This is a genomic window from Caballeronia ptereochthonis (genome assembly GCF_001545075.1).
GTDB classification, from domain to species: domain Bacteria; phylum Pseudomonadota; class Gammaproteobacteria; order Burkholderiales; family Burkholderiaceae; genus Caballeronia; species Caballeronia ptereochthonis.
Map to the genome: position 1 here is coordinate 125764 of NZ_FCOB02000008.1, position 15232 is coordinate 140995.

General features: G+C 65.6%; 16 protein-coding genes and 1 tRNA gene. 5 read left to right on the forward strand and 12 right to left on the reverse strand.

The window, feature by feature from the left end; translation table 11 throughout:
• Positions 1–68: 68 nt before the first annotated feature.
• Positions 69–143: transfer RNA gene (locus tag AWB83_RS10580), tRNA-Gly, on the reverse strand.
• 63 nt (positions 144–206) lie between these two features.
• Complete coding sequence (locus tag AWB83_RS10585) at positions 207–767, reverse strand: YggT family protein (protein WP_087044995.1); 561 nt, start codon at positions 765–767, stop codon at positions 207–209.
• Positions 768–836: 69 nt separating this feature from the next.
• Here AWB83_RS10585 and AWB83_RS36040 point away from each other — a divergent pair, with 69 nt between their 5' ends.
• From AWB83_RS36040 to AWB83_RS10595, 4 genes are all read left to right on the forward strand, one after another.
• Positions 837–1136, forward strand: a complete 300-nt coding sequence (locus AWB83_RS36040; protein WP_159463031.1) for a hypothetical protein — start codon at positions 837–839, stop codon at positions 1134–1136.
• A 464-nt stretch (positions 1137–1600) separates the two neighbouring features.
• The gene (locus tag AWB83_RS36775; RefSeq protein WP_167354150.1) at positions 1601–1762 is read left to right on the forward strand and encodes a hypothetical protein; all 162 of its coding nucleotides are present in this window, start codon (positions 1601–1603) and stop codon (positions 1760–1762) included.
• Positions 1763–2100: 338 nt separating this feature from the next.
• Positions 2101–2406 (forward strand): hypothetical protein, encoded by a 306-nt coding sequence (locus tag AWB83_RS10590; protein WP_087044997.1) that lies wholly within the window; start codon positions 2101–2103, stop codon positions 2404–2406.
• A gap of 139 nt (positions 2407–2545) precedes the next feature.
• Positions 2546–3511 carry a threo-3-hydroxy-L-aspartate ammonia-lyase gene (locus AWB83_RS10595; RefSeq protein WP_087045000.1) on the forward strand — a complete coding sequence of 322 codons (966 nt, stop codon included), beginning with the start codon at positions 2546–2548 and terminating at the stop codon, positions 3509–3511.
• A 10-nt stretch (positions 3512–3521) separates the two neighbouring features.
• Here AWB83_RS10595 and AWB83_RS10600 read toward each other — a convergent pair whose 3' ends face one another.
• Genes AWB83_RS10600 through AWB83_RS10610 form a run of 3 tightly spaced genes read right to left on the reverse strand, consistent with a single transcriptional unit; the run spans position 3522 to position 6790 of the window.
• A complete protein-coding gene (locus AWB83_RS10600; protein WP_087045003.1) occupies positions 3522–4190 on the reverse strand; it encodes a LysE family translocator in 669 nt (222 codons plus the stop codon).
• Positions 4191–4193: 3 nt separating this feature from the next.
• A complete protein-coding gene (locus tag AWB83_RS10605) occupies positions 4194–5192 on the reverse strand; it encodes an asparaginase (protein ID WP_087045005.1) in 999 nt (332 codons plus the stop codon).
• On the reverse strand, positions 5189–6790 hold the full coding sequence (locus AWB83_RS10610) for a UbiD family decarboxylase (RefSeq protein ID WP_087045007.1): 1602 nt from the start codon (positions 6788–6790) through the stop codon (positions 5189–5191). The genes AWB83_RS10605 and AWB83_RS10610 overlap by 4 nt, the downstream gene beginning before the upstream one ends.
• A gap of 585 nt (positions 6791–7375) precedes the next feature.
• Between AWB83_RS10610 and AWB83_RS10615 the strand changes: the two genes are divergently transcribed.
• The gene (locus AWB83_RS10615) at positions 7376–8536 is read left to right on the forward strand and encodes a lytic transglycosylase domain-containing protein (RefSeq protein ID WP_087045009.1); all 1161 of its coding nucleotides are present in this window, start codon (positions 7376–7378) and stop codon (positions 8534–8536) included.
• A gap of 72 nt (positions 8537–8608) precedes the next feature.
• Here AWB83_RS10615 and AWB83_RS10620 read toward each other — a convergent pair whose 3' ends face one another.
• The 7 genes from AWB83_RS10620 to hemL all read right to left on the reverse strand — a co-directional run bounded on the left by AWB83_RS10620 (position 8609) and on the right by hemL (position 15120).
• Positions 8609–9802 (reverse strand): pyridoxal phosphate-dependent aminotransferase, encoded by a 1194-nt coding sequence (locus tag AWB83_RS10620; RefSeq protein ID WP_087045011.1) that lies wholly within the window; start codon positions 9800–9802, stop codon positions 8609–8611.
• Positions 9803–10240, reverse strand: coding sequence for a transcription antitermination factor NusB (gene nusB / locus AWB83_RS10625; RefSeq protein ID WP_087045013.1), 438 nt, complete (start codon positions 10238–10240; stop codon positions 9803–9805).
• Positions 10237–10740 carry a 6,7-dimethyl-8-ribityllumazine synthase gene (gene ribH, locus AWB83_RS10630; protein ID WP_087045015.1) on the reverse strand — a complete coding sequence of 168 codons (504 nt, stop codon included), beginning with the start codon at positions 10738–10740 and terminating at the stop codon, positions 10237–10239. Before ribH ends, nusB begins: the two co-directional genes overlap by 4 nt.
• 54 nt (positions 10741–10794) lie before the next feature.
• A complete protein-coding gene (gene ribBA / locus AWB83_RS10635) occupies positions 10795–11958 on the reverse strand; it encodes a bifunctional 3,4-dihydroxy-2-butanone-4-phosphate synthase/GTP cyclohydrolase II (RefSeq protein ID WP_087045017.1) in 1164 nt (387 codons plus the stop codon).
• 93 nt (positions 11959–12051) lie between these two features.
• Positions 12052–12666 (reverse strand): riboflavin synthase, encoded by a 615-nt coding sequence (locus AWB83_RS10640; protein ID WP_087045019.1) that lies wholly within the window; start codon positions 12664–12666, stop codon positions 12052–12054.
• Positions 12667–12696: 30 nt separating this feature from the next.
• Positions 12697–13818: a bifunctional diaminohydroxyphosphoribosylaminopyrimidine deaminase/5-amino-6-(5-phosphoribosylamino)uracil reductase RibD gene (gene ribD, locus AWB83_RS10645; RefSeq protein WP_087045021.1), complete on the reverse strand. Its 1122-nt coding sequence runs from the start codon at positions 13816–13818 to the stop codon at positions 12697–12699.
• A gap of 18 nt (positions 13819–13836) precedes the next feature.
• Complete coding sequence (gene hemL, locus AWB83_RS10650; protein WP_087045023.1) at positions 13837–15120, reverse strand: glutamate-1-semialdehyde 2,1-aminomutase; 1284 nt, start codon at positions 15118–15120, stop codon at positions 13837–13839.
• Positions 15121–15232 lie beyond the last annotated feature (112 nt).

Sequence of the window (15232 nt, forward strand, 5' to 3'; positions counted from 1 at the left end):
GCGGGAAACTAATGCGGGAAACTAAAAAGCCGCCCAAGCGTGACTTAGGGCGGCTTTCGCGGTGATTCTGGAGCGGGCGATGGGAATCGAACCCACGTCAGTAGCTTGGGAAGCTACGGTAATAGCCATTATACGACGCCCGCGTGAGCCGCATATTGTAAGCGCAACGCGCCCGGGGGCGCAATTGCGCGCCTGTCATCGGGTCTTCAGATTCCGAACAAGGTCATCGACACCGCGACGCGCGTCACCACCATCAACAGCACCTGCACGATCACGAAGAGCAGGATCGGCGAAAGATCGATGCCGCCGAGGCGCGGCAGAATGCGCCGCAGCGGATCGAGGAACGGCGCGGTGATCTGATAGAGCAGCGGCATCGCCGGCGATTGCGGATTGAGCCACGAGAGCAGCGCCATCAGGATCGTCATCCAGATGATGAGGTTGAGCGCCCATTTGACGACGGTCAGCACCGCGACGAGCGCGAGCATCGGCAGCATGAGCGTCGGATCGACGCCCGCGAGCACGACCATCAGCGTGACATAGGCGGCCGCCGCGATGAGTGCGGCGAGGATGCTCGCCCAGTCGATCTTCGCTCCGGGCAGGATCTTGCGCAGCGGCAGCACGATCCAGTTGGTCGCCTGCATCACGGCGTTGGAAACGGGGTTGTACGGCGGCATGCGCACGACCTGAATCCAGGCGCGCAGCAGGAGCGCCGCGCCGAACAGAGTGAAAACGGTGCTGAGCAGAAAACGGGCGATATCGCCGAACATCTCGGGGCCTCTGGAATGCGTGCGCAGCGTCGCGGCTGCGCCGGGTCGAATAACGGAAGATTGAAGCGGATGGCGGCAGGGCTAGCGGCCGAAGGGTCGCGCTCGTTCGGGCCGGCCGTCACGGGCGAAGTCGAGGCGCTCGCCTGCGCGGCGCGAATCGTAAATGCTGACCTTGATCATTGTTCGTTCTCTGGACTGGAGTACCTTGCCGAAGGCATCGCGGCGCGCGCGGCGAACCGTACCGATTCGCCCGACTGCATTCACGCCTATCGATGGAGCTTCGCGATTCCTGTTTTTGCGGCGGCCTGGATTCCCCGCCCACCGGGGCTGCTCGGTGGGGCGCCGGTCGTCACCATAACACGGCTTTAAGCCGGCTTGGGGACGCCGTCGCACGCCGCGCGAGCGTTTGGCGCGATCCCGCTCCGCAAGGCGCGTGAAAGTCGTGTGTAAGGGACGTTTTCGTGAAAAAAGCCAGCATCGGAAAACCCTAGTGTTGTCATTTTGAGACGACCTCGAAAAGCGCAATTCCCGCAAAACTGGCAGGATATAAATACGGAAAGCGAAAGAGCGAGTCTGCGTGAATCCGTCTTTTGGGCGATGCGCAGCAACTCGGAGTTACCAGGAGGGTTACCTCTGAAGCGAGCTTTCCGGACCAAAAACGGCATGGTTTCTGCTGAACGTGGTTCAACACACACGGATGCCGAAATTTGGTTCCTTTGCGTACAAAGATGAGCGAACAGGGCGCGAAATACTAAAGAGAAGACGGATTCAGCGGAAGAGGCCGATCTTTCGGCCTTTTCATGGGGTTTCATTCGCTACGTTCGGAGGTCGCCATGAGCATTTTCTCTTATCGAAAGCATTTGCGATTCTTAAGCCAGGCCCAGCGTCGCCGCTGGTGGGACCAGAAAAAGCGCCTGACGCCACGGGTCGTGATCGGCGCGGCGTACGTGCCGCCGAATGTCACGCGAGAGTTTGCCTACGTGAAGGTGGGCTGAGCGCGAATCGTCGAAAATCTCCGGCAAAACATGAAAAGCCCCGCCGCGCAGGCCGCCCGGCGGGGCTTTTCAGTTCAATTGTAAATAGACGTTACGCGTCTCTCATGATTGCCCGATGTCTGCAAGTCGCTACTTTCTCTCAGGTCCGCCGAATGGTCGTTCGGAGCATGTCGGCGGGCGCCGGTTTGCTTTCACATTCGAAGCCACGTTAAGGAACTTGCAATTTGCAACAAATGGCCCCTGCGACCGACGCGCTTTTTCGTTAAATTGATCCCATACCGTCGCGCATGGGGTGCCGTGTGGACCGGCATCAGTGCCAAGCGGCGAGGAGAACGAAAGTGAAAAAGCTCGGTGGTTTGTTGGTCGCTGGCGCGCTCGGCGTCGGCTTTGTCGGCGCGGCGCAAGCGCATGTTTCCGTCGGCGTCGGTATCGGGGTGCCGGCTTATCCGGTCTACGCCGCGCCGCCCGCTCCGGTTTATGTGGCGCCGCCGCAGCCGGTGTATGTGGCGCCGCCTCCGCCTGTCGTCTATGCGCCGCCGCCCGCGGTGGTCGTCGGCGGGTATGGGGGGTACGGCTACTATGGCCGTCCGTACTGGCGGCACCACGGCTATTACCGTCACGGCCCGGGCTACTGGCGTCACTGACCGGCACTGCCGGCAAGTCCAGAAGGCGATGCAGGCATGCATCGCCTTTTTCATTCAGGCGCCGCCGATGCGGTGCTTTTGAATTCCGCTCCGGAACTTGGGAAAATGGCGGTTCACTCCACCTCACGCTCCGATTCCGATGTCCTCACTTCCCGCCCCGACTTTCGATGACGTCGCCGATGCCGCAAGGCGCATCGAAGGCGTCGCACACCGCACGCCCGTCCTCACGTCCCGCACCGCCGACGAAATCGCCGGCGCGTCGCTCTTCTTCAAGAGCGAGAACTTCCAGCGCATGGGCGCGTTCAAGTTCCGCGGCGCCTACAACGCGATTTCCCACTTCGACGATCGCCAGCGCGCGGCGGGCGTCATCACCTACTCGTCGGGCAATCACGCGCAGGCGATCGCGCTGTCCGCGAAGCTCGCCGGCATCCGCGCGACGATCGTCATGCCCGAGGACGCGCCAGCCGCGAAGGTGGCCGCGACGCGTGGCTACGGCGGCGAAGTGATCACCTACGACCGCTACACGCAGAACCGCGAGGAAATCGGCCGCAAGCTCGCCGAGGAGCGCGGCATGACGCTGATTCCGCCTTACGACCATCCGCATGTGATCGCGGGGCAGGGCACGGCTGCGAAGGAGCTGATCGAGGAAACCGGTCCGCTCGATTATCTCTTCGTGTGCCTGGGTGGCGGCGGGCTCATCGGCGGATGCGCGCTCGCGGCTGCCGCGCTGTCGCCGGACTGCAAGGTGATCGGCGTCGAGCCGGAAGCGGGCAACGACGCGCAGCAGTCGCTCGCGCGCGGCGAGATCGTGCATATCGAGGTGCCGCGCACCATCGCCGACGGCGCCGCGTCCACGCACGTCGGCGAATACAACTTCCCGATCATCCAGCGTCACGTGGACCAGATCGTCACCGTGAGCGATGCGCAGCTCATCGAGACGCTGCGCTTCTTCGCGCAGCGCATGAAGATGGTGGTCGAGCCGACCGGCTGCCTCGCGGCGGCGGCGGTGCTGCAGAAGGTCGTGCCGGTCGAGGGCAAGCGCGTCGGCGTGATCGTGTCCGGCGGCAACGTCGATCTGGCGAAGCTGGCTCAGTTCGTCGCGTGAAATCCGGTCGTCACGACGCCGCGTTCACGATCAGATCGCGGTAGCCGTTGACGATCACGCTATACGAGAAGTACGCGAACAGCACCGCGGACATCACATGGCAGGCGCGCAGGAGCGTCGTTCCGGCGCGCTTCCTGCCGTGACTCGCGAGCGTGCAGATGAAGATCGTCCAGCCGAGTCCGCCGCAGAAAAAACCGGTCAAGAACACGGACGCGCTCACGGGGCTCGTCGCGCCGGCTTTTGCGATGAGCGCGCCGCCCACCGCGGCAAACCACAGGATCGCGCTCGGCGACGATACCGCGAGCAGGCATCCGCGCAGGAAGCTCTTCCAGTGATTCGGGCGCGGCGTGCCGAAATCCGCTTCGCCTTCGACGGGCGGCGCCGAGGCCGGATAGAGCGCCTCGCGCGCCATCTTCCAGGTCAGCAGGAGCAAAACGATCGCACCGCCGATCCACACGACCCAGCGCACGGCGGAAAACTGCAGCAGCGCCGACATGCCCGCGAGCGCGAGCGCCGCATAGAACAGATCGCCGAAACAGGTGCCCAGGCCGAGCACGAGGCCAGGCCTGAAGCCGTGCGACAGCGCGAGCGAGATGATCGCCACGTTGGCGATCCCGATATCAAGACACAGCGACAGCGACAGAAAAAAACCGTCCGACAGCAACGACCACGAGTGCATTTTTTATTGTTGATGGTTGTGTAGCGTGAAGCGCACGTCGAGGTGGCCGGTCGGCACGCCCATCGTGTTGCGCACGACCGGGTTGCGGAAGGCCGCGAGCGCGTCGCGCTGCTGTTGCGTGCCGATGCCGAGCAGATCGAGCACGTGAACGACGACCGCGTTGAGCACGGCCGTGTTGCCGTCCTCGACTTTCACCGCGATGCCGAGCGCGCCTTGCTCGTGCCGCACGCCGATCCCATAGCTCGCATCCGCGCCGGTCTTGCCGACGAGCGCGCCGCCGAACGCCTGCATCAGCAGCGTGCAGAAGCGTCCTTCGCCCGCGACGAGCCCGGGATGCGACGTCATCGCGCGATGGATGCGCGCGAGCGCCGAGCCTTCCTGCGCGGCGGCGATCTTCACGTAGAGCCGTGCGAGACGCTCGAGCGCGAAGGCGGGCGTCGGCAGGTTGCAGCCGTCGATGGCCCATTGCACGGCATCGTCGGGGAGGTCGAGCGCGTGGGCAAGCGTGCGCTTCACGTGCGCCTGCAGCGGATGCCCGGGCAGGTGATAGCCGTCGAGCGACGTGCCCATCGCGCGAGCGCCCGCGAGCATGCCGGCGTGCTTGCCCGAGCAGTTGCTGCACACGGCGGTCGGCGTGAAATCGCGCTTGATCCAGTCGCGATGGACCGCGTCCGAGATCGGCGGATGGCCGCCGCAGCGCAGATCGCTTTCGCTTGCCTGCGCCTTCGCGAGCATCGCGCGGGCGCGTTCGATGTGACGCGGCTCGCTGCTGTGCGAGCCGCACATGAGCGCGAGATCTTCCTCGCTGAAGCCAAAGCGCTCGAGCGCGCCGGTCTCGATGACGGCGAGCGCCTGCGCGGGCTTCGCCGCCGAGCGCGGCAGCGTCACGCGATGCGGATCGCCGAAGGCATGCACGAGGCGCCCATGCGCATCGACGACGGCGACATGCGCCGCGTGCGTGTTCTCGACGACATCGCCTCGATAGAGCGTGGCCGCGATCATGATGTCCTGTCTAGTCCGATTTCGGTCCACAGCGCGTCGACGCGACGCTTGACCGCTTCATCCATCACGATGGGGCGGCCCCATTCGCGGTTCGTCTCGCCGGGCCACTTGTTGGTCGCGTCCAGCCCCATCTTCGAGCCGAGGCCCGCCACCGGCGAGGCGAAGTCGAGATAGTCGATGGGCGTGTTGTCGACCATCACCGTGTCGCGCATCGGATCGACGCGCGTCGTGATCGCCCAGATGACTTCCTTCCAGTCGCGCACGTTCACGTCTTCATCCACGACGACGATGAACTTCGTATACATGAACTGCCGCAGGAAGCTCCACACGCCGAACATCACGCGCTTCGCGTGGCCCGGGTAGCTCTTCTTCATCTGCACGATCGCCATGCGATAGCTGCAGCCTTCGGGCGGCAGATAGAAATCGGTGATCTCGGTGAACTGCTTCTGCAGAAGCGGCACGAACACCTCGTTCAGCGCGACGCCCAGCACGGCGGGCTCGTCGGGCGGTTTGCCCGTGTAGGTGGAATGGAAGAGGGCGTCGCGGCGCATCGTGATCTTCTCGACCGTGAAGACCGGAAACCATTCCTGCTCGTTGTAATAGCCGGTGTGATCGCCGTATGGCCCCTCGAGCGCGTGCTCGTACTTCGCGGCGGCGGAGGCCGACGGACGCGGCGGCGCGCCTGCGGGCGCGGGCGGCACGTTGCCGTCGTGCGGATGGATGAAGCCCTCGAGCACGATCTCCGCGCGCGCGGGGACTTGCAGCGTATCGACGCCCGGCGTCAGGCATTTGGCGAGTTCGGTACGCGAGCCGCGCAGCAGTCCGGCGAACTGATATTCCGAGAGCGAATCCGGCACCGGCGTCACGGCGCCGAGGATGGTCGCCGGATCCGCGCCGAGCACGACCGCCACCGGATACGGCTTGCCCGGATTGGCGAGCGCGAACTCGCGGAAATCGAGCGCGCCGCCGCGATGCGCGAGCCAGCGCATGATGAGCTTGTTGCGCCCGATGAGCTGCTGCCGATAGATGCCGAGATTCTGCCGCGGCTTGTTCGGTCCGCGCGTGACGGTGAGGCCCCAGGTGAGGAGCGGTGCGGCATCGCCCGGCCAGCACGTCTGGATCGGCAGCCGATGGAGATCGACGTCCTTGCCTTCCCACACGACTTCCTGGCAAGGCGGCGCGCTCACCGATTTCGGCGCCATGTCCCACACGGCCTTGACGAGCGAGAGCAGCTTGCCCGCATCCTTCAGGCCTTTGGGCGGCTCGGGTTCCTTGAGCGCGGACAGCAGCCGGCCGACATCGCGCAGCGAACCCAGCGCGGCGACGTCGCTGCCGAGGCTGACATCGGCGCCGCTCTGCGCCTCCGTTTCGATGCCCATGCCGAGCGCGACGCGCCGCGTCGTGCCGAACAGGTTCGCGAGCACGGGCATCGTGTGGCCGGTGGGCGCTTCGAAGAGCAGAGCCGGTCCGCCCGCGCGCAATACGCGATCGGAGATTTCGGTGATTTCGAGAACGGGAGAGACGGGCTGTCGAATGCGGCGCAGTTCACCGAGCGCCTCGAGGCGGGCGGTGAAGTCGCGCAGATCTTTGTATTTCATCGATGGTCGGATTTGGACTCGAAGGCGCCCGGAGCGCAAGACGCGGGGGCGGGACAGCTGCGCGCCAAGCGATTGTCGATTTTACCTGCGTCCGCGTCCGTGCGTTTGGGGACATTCAGCAAAATCCGCTGGGAACGGCCCATGAGACGTGCTTTCCGAGCACTGAACACCGTTCAATATAACTAAAAGTAATTGAAACAAAGGTCTATAGCATTGACGCCTCATTAAACCCTGTTAGAATCCGTTTGCATCTATTGCAGGTTTTGAAACTTTTTACCTCTGCCTCAGGTCTTTCAAGACGCAATGCGTCGCCTGCGCCGTTCCTGCCCGGCGACTCATGGCTGTTGGTTGTCACTGCCGGCGTATCTCACGCCGGTTTTTCGCGTGGAAGGCCATCTGCGCACCCAGGGCATGCAGTTCGTGCCGCGCAACCGGCGTTTTTTGCCGGATCGGCTTTCCAGACGGCGCATGCCGTATCCCCGATGCCGCTTATGCTTGCCGAGAGCGAGCGGTGTCTGATTTGCGTTCCGAATATGGGCTTTATTCGTATTCATCTGCGCAAATCATGCAACATTGGGAGCATCGATGAACGCTTCGGTTTGGTGGGGTTCCGACACCCGCGCCGCGCAGATCGTGCGCAATGCGCTGCGTCGCGGACGCCGTTTGAGTCACCATCTCTTCAGCCTGGTTGGCTGCGTGGCCGTCGTCACGGCCCTTGCCCTCTGGCTGCTGCCTTCGTGGCGCACCATTTTCGCGGCGAGGATCATGCCGTTCGTGTCCGCCGCGGTTCAGGCAGGACCCGCCCGTCTCCTCGCGGGCCAGCCGCTGCCGCCGTTCTCGGCGGTGCATCGCCCGTCCAGCGATTCCGCGCTGCCCGTGAGTCTCGCGGCGAACGTGTCCGATGCGCCTGCGTCGGCCAGTTCCAGGGCGCCCGGCGCGAGCGTGCCGTCGCTCGGCGCGGCCGCGAGCGATGACAGCAGCACCCGTCAGCTCACCGGCGGCATCAGTCTCGCCGTATCGCCCAACGGGCTCGATCCGCGCACGATGCCGTCCGTCGGCATGCTGGCGAGCATGATTCCCGCACAGCGCGTCGTCGCCGATGCGCGTGACGATCGCGTGCTCATCTCCACGCGCGAGCAGAAGCTCGTCGCGAACTTCATTGCGCGACGCTATCGCGTGGCGGAAGAGCCTGTCAGCGAGCTCGTGCGCGCCGCATTCGACACGGGCCGCGAAGTCGGTCTGGATCCGCTGCTGCTGCTCTCCGTGATGGCGATCGAGTCGGGCTTCAACCCTTACGCCGAAAGCGGCGTCGGCGCGCAGGGCCTGATGCAGGTGATGTCGAAGGTTCATTCCGACAAATTCCAGTACTTCGGCGGCTCGCACGCGGCGCTCGATCCGCTCGCGAACATCAAGGTCGGCGCGCTCGTGCTGAAGGACTGCATCGCGCGCGGCGGCTCGGTGGCGGGCGGCCTGCGCTACTACGTCGGCTCGACGACACAGGACGACGGCGGCTACGGCGCGAAGGTGCTGGCCGAGCGCTCGCGCCTGCGCGATGTCGCGCGCGGCCGCAACGTGCCGGTCAACGCACCGCAGGCGCCGGTCCAGGCCGCGCCGAAGCAGGTGCTGGCGTCGACCTCGGAGGAAAAGCGCGTGCACGTGACGATCGATTCGTCGAAGAAGTCGGCATCGCAGGACGATGCCGACAGCGAACCGAAGCACGTGGCTTCAGCGGAATTCGGCGCCTGAGACGGCGCGAAACGTCAGACGCAATGACAAAAAGGGCACCTTCGGGTGCCCTTTGTTTTTACCGCGCGCATCTTATCGCCTGAACAGAGTGCCCAGCCGCTGAACCGCTTCCTCCAGCTTCGAGTAGGCCGTTGCGTACGAAAGACGGATATAGCGCTCCGGCGCATGGAAACCGAAATCCGCGCCCGGCACGAGCACGACGCCCGCATCGTGGAGCATGGAATGCGTGAGCGCCTCGCTGTCGCCGGCCGCGGGATGATGCACGGTCGTCGTGTCCGCATAGACGTAGAACGCGCCGTCGGGAACGACCGGCACGCCAAAGCCGAGCGAGCGCAGCGCCGGCACGATGAAATCGCGCCGCCGCTTGAATTCGAGCCGGCGCGCTTCGTAGATCGCGAGCGTCCCGGGCTCGAAGCAGGCGAGCGCCGCGTGCTGCGCGAGCGCCGACGCGCAGATGAACAGATTCTGCGAGAGCTTCTCGACCGCGCTCACCATCGCGTGCGGCACGACGAGCCAGCCGAGCCGCCAGCCGGTCATGTTGAAATATTTCGAGAAGCTGTTCACCGTGACGACATCGTCGCCGTAGGAGAGGGCGGAGACGGGCTTCGCGTCGTAGCTCAAGCCCTGATAGATCTCGTCGACGATCGTGAAGCCGCCGCGTGCGCGAACCGTCTCGACGATGCGCCGCAACTCCTCCGGCTCGATCGACGTGCCCGTCGGGTTCGACGGCGACGCGAGCAGCACGCCGCGCGTGGCCGGTCCCCAATGCTCCTCGACGTGCGCGGCCGTGAGCTGAAAACGCTCGGCCGGACCGCTCGCGATGAGCACCGGCTTGCCGTCGGTTGCCGACACGAAGTGCCGGTTGCACGGATAGCACGGATCGGGCATCAGGACTTCGTCGCCCTGATCGACGAGCGCCATGCAGGCGAGCAGCAGCGCCGCCGACGCGCCCGCCGTCACGACGATGCGCTCCGGATCGACCGTCAGGCCGAACGCATCGCGATAATGCTGCGCGATCGCCTCGCGCAGCGCGTGGATGCCGAGCGCGTTGGTGTACTGGGTGACGCCGCGCTTCAATGCATCGGCGGCGGCATGGGTCACGGGCTCCGGCGCGGTGAAATCCGGCTCGCCGATGCTCATGTGGATGATGTCGCGGCCCGCGCGCTCGAGCGCCTGCGCCTGCTTCATCAGCTCCATCACATAAAAGGGCTCGATCGCATCGACCCGCGAGGCGAGGCGGACGAGCGGTTCCGCAGCGTGGTTCATTTACGCTCCGCGCCCGCGCGCCTGCGCTTCGGCGGGACGCATCGCGACGGCGAGCTTGTCGAGCACGCCGTTCACGTACTTGTAGCCGTCCGAGCCGCCGAAGGTTTTCGTCAGTTCGACCGCTTCGTTGATGACCACGCGATACGGCACGTCGATGTGATGCTTGAACTCGAACGCGGCGACGAGCAGCACCGCGCGCTCGACCGGCGACAACTGCTCGATCGGGCGGTCGAGGCACGGCTGCAACTGCGCGGACAGCGCATCGGATTCCTTGATCACGCCGTGCAAAATTGCATCGAGATGCGCGTGATCGGCCTTGTCGAAGCCTTGCGCGGAGCGCAATTGCGCGTCGATCTCGCCGGCGGGCGCGCCCGACAGCAGCCATTGATACAGCCCTTGCGTCGCGAGTTCGCGCGAACGGCGTCGTGCGCTCTTCATGCGCGGTCCTCGTCTTCTTCGTCTTCTTCATCGCCGCCGAGCTGCTCGAGCGCGACGGACAGATTCGCCATCTCGACCGCCACGCGCGCGGCGTCGCGGCCTTTCTCGGTCATGCGGGCAACGGCCTGCTCGTCGTTTTCGGTCGTCAACACGGCGTTGGCCACCGGAATGCCGAAGTCGAGCGCGATGCGCGAGATGCCCGAGCCGCTTTCGTTCGAAACCAGTTCGAAGTGGTACGTTTCGCCGCGCACGACGGCGCCGAGCGCGATCAGCGCGTCGAACTGGCCGGATTCCGCGAGCTTTTGCAGCGCGAGCGGGATCTCCAGTGCGCCCGGCACGGTGACGAGCAGCACGTCCTGGCCGATCACGCCGAGACGCTCCAGCTCCTCGATGCAGGCGTCGGCGAGGCCGTTGCACACCGGTTCGTTGAAGCGCGACTGCACGATGCCGATGCGCAAGCCGTCACCGTCGAGGTTCGGCTGGTATTGTCCGATTTCCATGAATTGGGTCCTTGGATTGGAATTGTCTGGAATTGGGTTGAGCGGCCGGCGGTCTCAGGCCGAGCGCAGCTGGGTGACGGCGGGCTCGATCGGCGCGGCGGTGGCGGGGCAGCCGGGCATCGGCACGAAGCCCGTCACTTCGAGTCCGTAGCCCGACATGCTGCCGAGCTTGCGCGGGTTCGCGAGCACCTGCATCTTGCCGACGCCCAGATCGCGCAGAATCTGCGCGCCGATGCCGTAAGTCTTGAAGTCGATCGGGCGGCGCTGCAGCTCGACCGCCTTTTCCTTCTGGTCGAACGCGCGGAACACGTCGACGAGATGTTCCTTCGTGTCGCCGCAATTGAGCATGACGATCGCGCCGAGATCGCGCGCGGCGATTTCCTTCATCGCGGCGTCGATGGTCCAGGAGTGCGTGGACGAATCGATTTCGAGCAGATCGAGCACCGACAGCGGCTCGTGCACGCGCACCGGCGTCTCGTGCTCGGGGCGCGGCGTGCCGCGCACCAGCGCGATGTGCGGCGAATGCGTCGGTTCGTCGCGATACAGCACCGCGCGGAACGGGCCGTGCGCGGTCTGCATCGTGCGCTCGCAAACCTTCTCGATGATCGACTCGGTGCGGCTGCGGTAGTGGATCAGGTCGGCGATCGTGCCTATCTTGATGCCGTGCTGCTGGCTGAATTCGATGAGATCGGGCAGACGCGCCATTTCGCCGTCGTCCTTGATGATCTCGCAGATCACCGCGGCGGGCGTCAAGCCCGCGAGCGCCGTGAAATCGCAGCCTGCTTCGGTGTGGCCCGCGCGCACGAGCACGCCGCCCGGCTGAGCCATGATCGGGAACACGTGGCCCGGCTGCACGATGTGCTCGGCACGCGCATCGTGCGCGACCGCCGTGGCGATCGTCTTTGCGCGGTCGGCGGCCGAGATGCCGGTGGTCACGCCTTCGGCCGCCTCGATGCTCACGGTGAAGGCCGTGCCGTACTGCGTGCCGTTGCGATGCGTCATGAGCGGCAGGTTCAGCTGCCTGCAGCGCTCCTGCGTGAGCGTGAGGCAGACGAGGCCGCGGCCGTATTTCGCCATGAAATTGATGGCTTCCGGCGTGACGAACTCGGCGGCGATGACGAGATCGCCTTCATTTTCGCGGTCTTCTTCGTCGACGAGGATCACCATCCGGCCGGCTTTCAATTCAGCGATGATCTCAAGAGTGGAGGCGAGCGACATGATGACGTCCCGTGCGGGGTCCGGTTTGGGGAAAGCGCGTATTTTACGCCACCGCCGATGGACAATTGCTGAAATCGCCGCGCTCGGGGCGCGTCATGACGCGCTCATCATCCGCTCGACATACCGCGCAATCAGATCGATCTCCAGATTGACCTTCGAGCCGGCCTCGAGCGCCTTGAGCGTCGTCACTTCTATCGTATGCGGAATGAGGTTGATGGAGAACTCGCAGCCGTCGGGGCGGTCGCTGACGGCGTTCACGGTGAGACTGACGCCGTTCACCGTCACCGAGCCCTTGTAGGCCAGATACTTGCCGATCTCCTTCGGCGCGACGATGCGCAGTTCATGCGATTCGCCCACCGGCTCGAACTTCGAGACGACGCCCAAGCCGTCGACGTGACCCGAGACGAGATGCCCGCCCAGCCGGTCGTGCGCGCGCAGCGCCTTCTCCAGATTCACGGCCGCGCCGGCGTCGCCGAGGCCGACGGTCTTGTTCAGGCTTTCCCGCGAAACGTCGACATCGAATGCATTCGCGGACTTCCGGATCACCGTCATGCACGCGCCCTGAATGGCGATGCTGTCGCCGAGCTCGACATCGGCGAGATCGAGGCCGCCCGCGGCGACCGTCAGACGAACGCCCGCGTCCGGGTTCGATCCGAGCGGCGTGACTTTTTCGATGCGGCCCACCGCCGCGACAATTCCGGTAAACATCTCGAGCCTTCCTCCAGGTTCAGGCGTCAATCAGAGCAATTCACTGACGACGTTCGTCTCGGCGAAGCGCGCGAGAATGCGCAGATCGTCGCCCAGACGGTCGATGCGATGAAACTTCAGATGCGGCCGCGCGTCGAGCGTCTCGGGCGGCGCGAAGTCGAACATGCCCGGCGCGCTGCCGAGCAGGCTCGGCGCGAGATACACCAGCAGTTCGTCGACGCAGCCTTCGCGCAGGAGCGAGCCGTTCAGCTTGTGGCCCGCTTCCACGTGCAGTTCGTTGATGCCGCGATCGGCGAGCGTCGTGAGCATCGCGGGAAGATCGACCTTGCCGCTTTCGTTCGAGCGTTCGATCAGATCCGCCCCTTTTTCGCGCAATGCATCGATGCGCGCCGGATCCGCGTCGGCGGCGTGGAAGATCCACGGCGGCGCGCCGTCGAGAATGCGCGCGTGCAGCGGCACGTCGAGCCGGCTGTCGATCAGCACGCGCTGCGGCTGGCGCGGCGTGTCGACCGCGCGCACGGTCAGTTGCGGATCGTCCTCGCGGACCGTGCCGATGCCCGTCAGGATCGCGCAGGCGCGGGCGCGCCACGCGTGGCCGTCGGCGCGCGCGTCTTCGCCCGTGATCCACTGGCTTTCGCCCGTAGGCAGGCCCGTGCGGCCGTCGAGCGTCGCGGCGACCTTCATGCGCACCCACGGACGGCGGCGCGTCATGCGCGACACGAAACCGATGTTCATCTCGTGCGCCTCGTTCGCGAGCAGGCCGCAGCGCACGTCGATGCCCGCGTCGCGCAGCATCGCGAGACCGCGTCCGGACACGGCCGGGTTCGGATCTTCCATCGCGGCGATCACCTTCTCGACGCGCGCGTCGATGAGCGCATGCGCGCACGGCGGCGTGCGCCCGAAATGGCTGCACGGCTCGAGCGTCACATACGCGGTCGCCCCGCGCGGGTCCTTGCCGCGCGAGCGCGCGTCCTTCAGCGCGCGCACTTCGGCGTGATCCTGTCCGGCGGGCTGCGTGAAGCCCATGCCGATCACCTCGCCGTTCTTGACGAGCACGCAGCCGACGCGCGGATTCGGCGTCGTCGTGTACATGCCGCGCGAGGCCAGCGCCAGCGCGCGTTCCATATGAGTGAAGTCGATTTGCGAGAACATCGCCGCGGCCCGCAAGCGTCAGGCGGCGAGCGACGCGAACGCGCCGCGCGCGGCATCGAGCGTCGCGTCGATCACGGCGTCGTCGTGCGCGCTCGACACGAAGCCCGCTTCGAACGCGGACGGCGCGAAGTACACGCCCGCATCGAGCATCGCGTGGAAGAACGCGTTGAAGCGCCTGGTGTCGCCTTGCGTGACCTGCGCGAAGCTCGCGGGCACCTGTTCGGCGAAGTAGAGGCCGAACATGCCGCCGAGCGAATCGGCGGAGAAGGGCACCTTCGCATCGCGCGCGGCCGCCGTGAGGCCGTCGACGAGCTTGCGCGTCTGCTTCGCCAGGCCATCGTAGAAACCGGGGCGTTGAATGAGTTGCAGCGTCTTGAGCCCGGCGGCCACCGCGATCGGATTGCCGGAGAGCGTGCCCGCCTGATAGACGCCGCCCAGCGGCGCGAGATGCGCCATGATGTCGCGCCGGCCGCCGAATGCCGCCGCCGGCATGCCGCCGCCGATGACCTTGCCGAGACACGTGAGATCCGGCTTGATGCCGTAGACCGCCTGCGCGCCGCCGAGCGCGACGCGAAAGCCGCACATCACTTCGTCGAAGATCAGCACCGCGCCGTATTCGGTGCAGCGATCGCGCAGCGCCTGCAGGAACTCGGGCGTCGCGCGCACGAGGTTCATGTTGCCCGCGACGGGCTCGACGATCACCGACGCGATCTCCGCGCCGAACGCCTTGAACGCTTCGTTCAGTTGCTCGACGTTGTTGTACTCGAGCACCGTGGTGTGCTTCGCGATATCCGCCGGCACGCCCGCCGAAGTCGGATTGCCGAAAGTGAGCAGGCCGGAGCCGGCCTTCACGAGCAGGCTGTCGGCGTGGCCGTGATAGCAGCCCTCGAACTTGACGATGCGGCTGCGGTTCGTGAAGCCGCGCGCGAGGCGCAGCGCGCTCATCGTCGCTTCGGTGCCGCTCGACACCATGCGCACCTGCTCGATCGACGGCACGAGCTTGCAGATTTCCTCGGCGATCTCGATCTCGGCTTCCGTCGGCGCGCCGAAGGAGAAGCCGTGGGCGAGCACGCGCTGCACGGCCTCGAGCACCTCGGGGTGAACGTGGCCGAGGATCATCGGACCCCACGAGCCGATGTAGTCGATATAGCGCTTGCCTTCGGCGTCCCAGAAATACGGGCCTTCCGCGCGCTCGATGAAGCGCGGCGTGCCGCCGACCGAGCGGAACGCCCGCACCGGCGAATTCACGCCGCCGGGAATGGTTCGCTGCGCGCGTTCGAAGAGAGCTTGATTCTTGGACATGGATTGGGGCCTGCGCTGAAAGTGGATGCGGAAGTCGCGAGGGACCGGCCGGTCGCGCGGCGACACGCGCGGCGCGCAAGACGCACGGTCCGACGCGAAAAACGTTGCTGAA

Excerpts from the sequence above, each read along its gene's own strand:
- AWB83_RS36775 (WP_167354150.1), top strand. The coding sequence starts at position 1,601 with ATGAGCATTTTCTCTTATCGAAAGCATTTGCGATTCTTAAGCCAGGCC.
- AWB83_RS10640 (WP_087045019.1), bottom strand. The coding sequence starts at position 12,666 with ATGTTTACCGGAATTGTCGCGGCGGTGGGCCGCATCGAAAAAGTCACG.
- AWB83_RS36040 (WP_159463031.1), top strand. The coding sequence starts at position 837 with ATGGCGGCAGGGCTAGCGGCCGAAGGGTCGCGCTCGTTCGGGCCGGCC.
- nusB (WP_087045013.1), bottom strand. The coding sequence starts at position 10,240 with ATGAAGAGCGCACGACGCCGTTCGCGCGAACTCGCGACGCAAGGGCTG.
- ribD (WP_087045021.1), bottom strand. The coding sequence starts at position 13,818 with ATGTTCTCGCAAATCGACTTCACTCATATGGAACGCGCGCTGGCGCTG.
- AWB83_RS10615 (WP_087045009.1), top strand. The coding sequence starts at position 7,376 with ATGAACGCTTCGGTTTGGTGGGGTTCCGACACCCGCGCCGCGCAGATC.
- AWB83_RS10620 (WP_087045011.1), bottom strand. The coding sequence starts at position 9,802 with ATGAACCACGCTGCGGAACCGCTCGTCCGCCTCGCCTCGCGGGTCGAT.
- ribH (WP_087045015.1), bottom strand. The coding sequence starts at position 10,740 with ATGGAAATCGGACAATACCAGCCGAACCTCGACGGTGACGGCTTGCGC.
- AWB83_RS10610 (WP_087045007.1), bottom strand. The coding sequence starts at position 6,790 with ATGAAATACAAAGATCTGCGCGACTTCACCGCCCGCCTCGAGGCGCTC.
- hemL (WP_087045023.1), bottom strand. The coding sequence starts at position 15,120 with ATGTCCAAGAATCAAGCTCTCTTCGAACGCGCGCAGCGAACCATTCCC.
- ribBA (WP_087045017.1), bottom strand. The coding sequence starts at position 11,958 with ATGTCGCTCGCCTCCACTCTTGAGATCATCGCTGAATTGAAAGCCGGC.
- AWB83_RS10585 (WP_087044995.1), bottom strand. The coding sequence starts at position 767 with ATGTTCGGCGATATCGCCCGTTTTCTGCTCAGCACCGTTTTCACTCTG.
- AWB83_RS10605 (WP_087045005.1), bottom strand. The coding sequence starts at position 5,192 with ATGATCGCGGCCACGCTCTATCGAGGCGATGTCGTCGAGAACACGCAC.
- AWB83_RS10600 (WP_087045003.1), bottom strand. The coding sequence starts at position 4,190 with ATGCACTCGTGGTCGTTGCTGTCGGACGGTTTTTTTCTGTCGCTGTCG.
- AWB83_RS10595 (WP_087045000.1), top strand. The coding sequence starts at position 2,546 with ATGTCCTCACTTCCCGCCCCGACTTTCGATGACGTCGCCGATGCCGCA.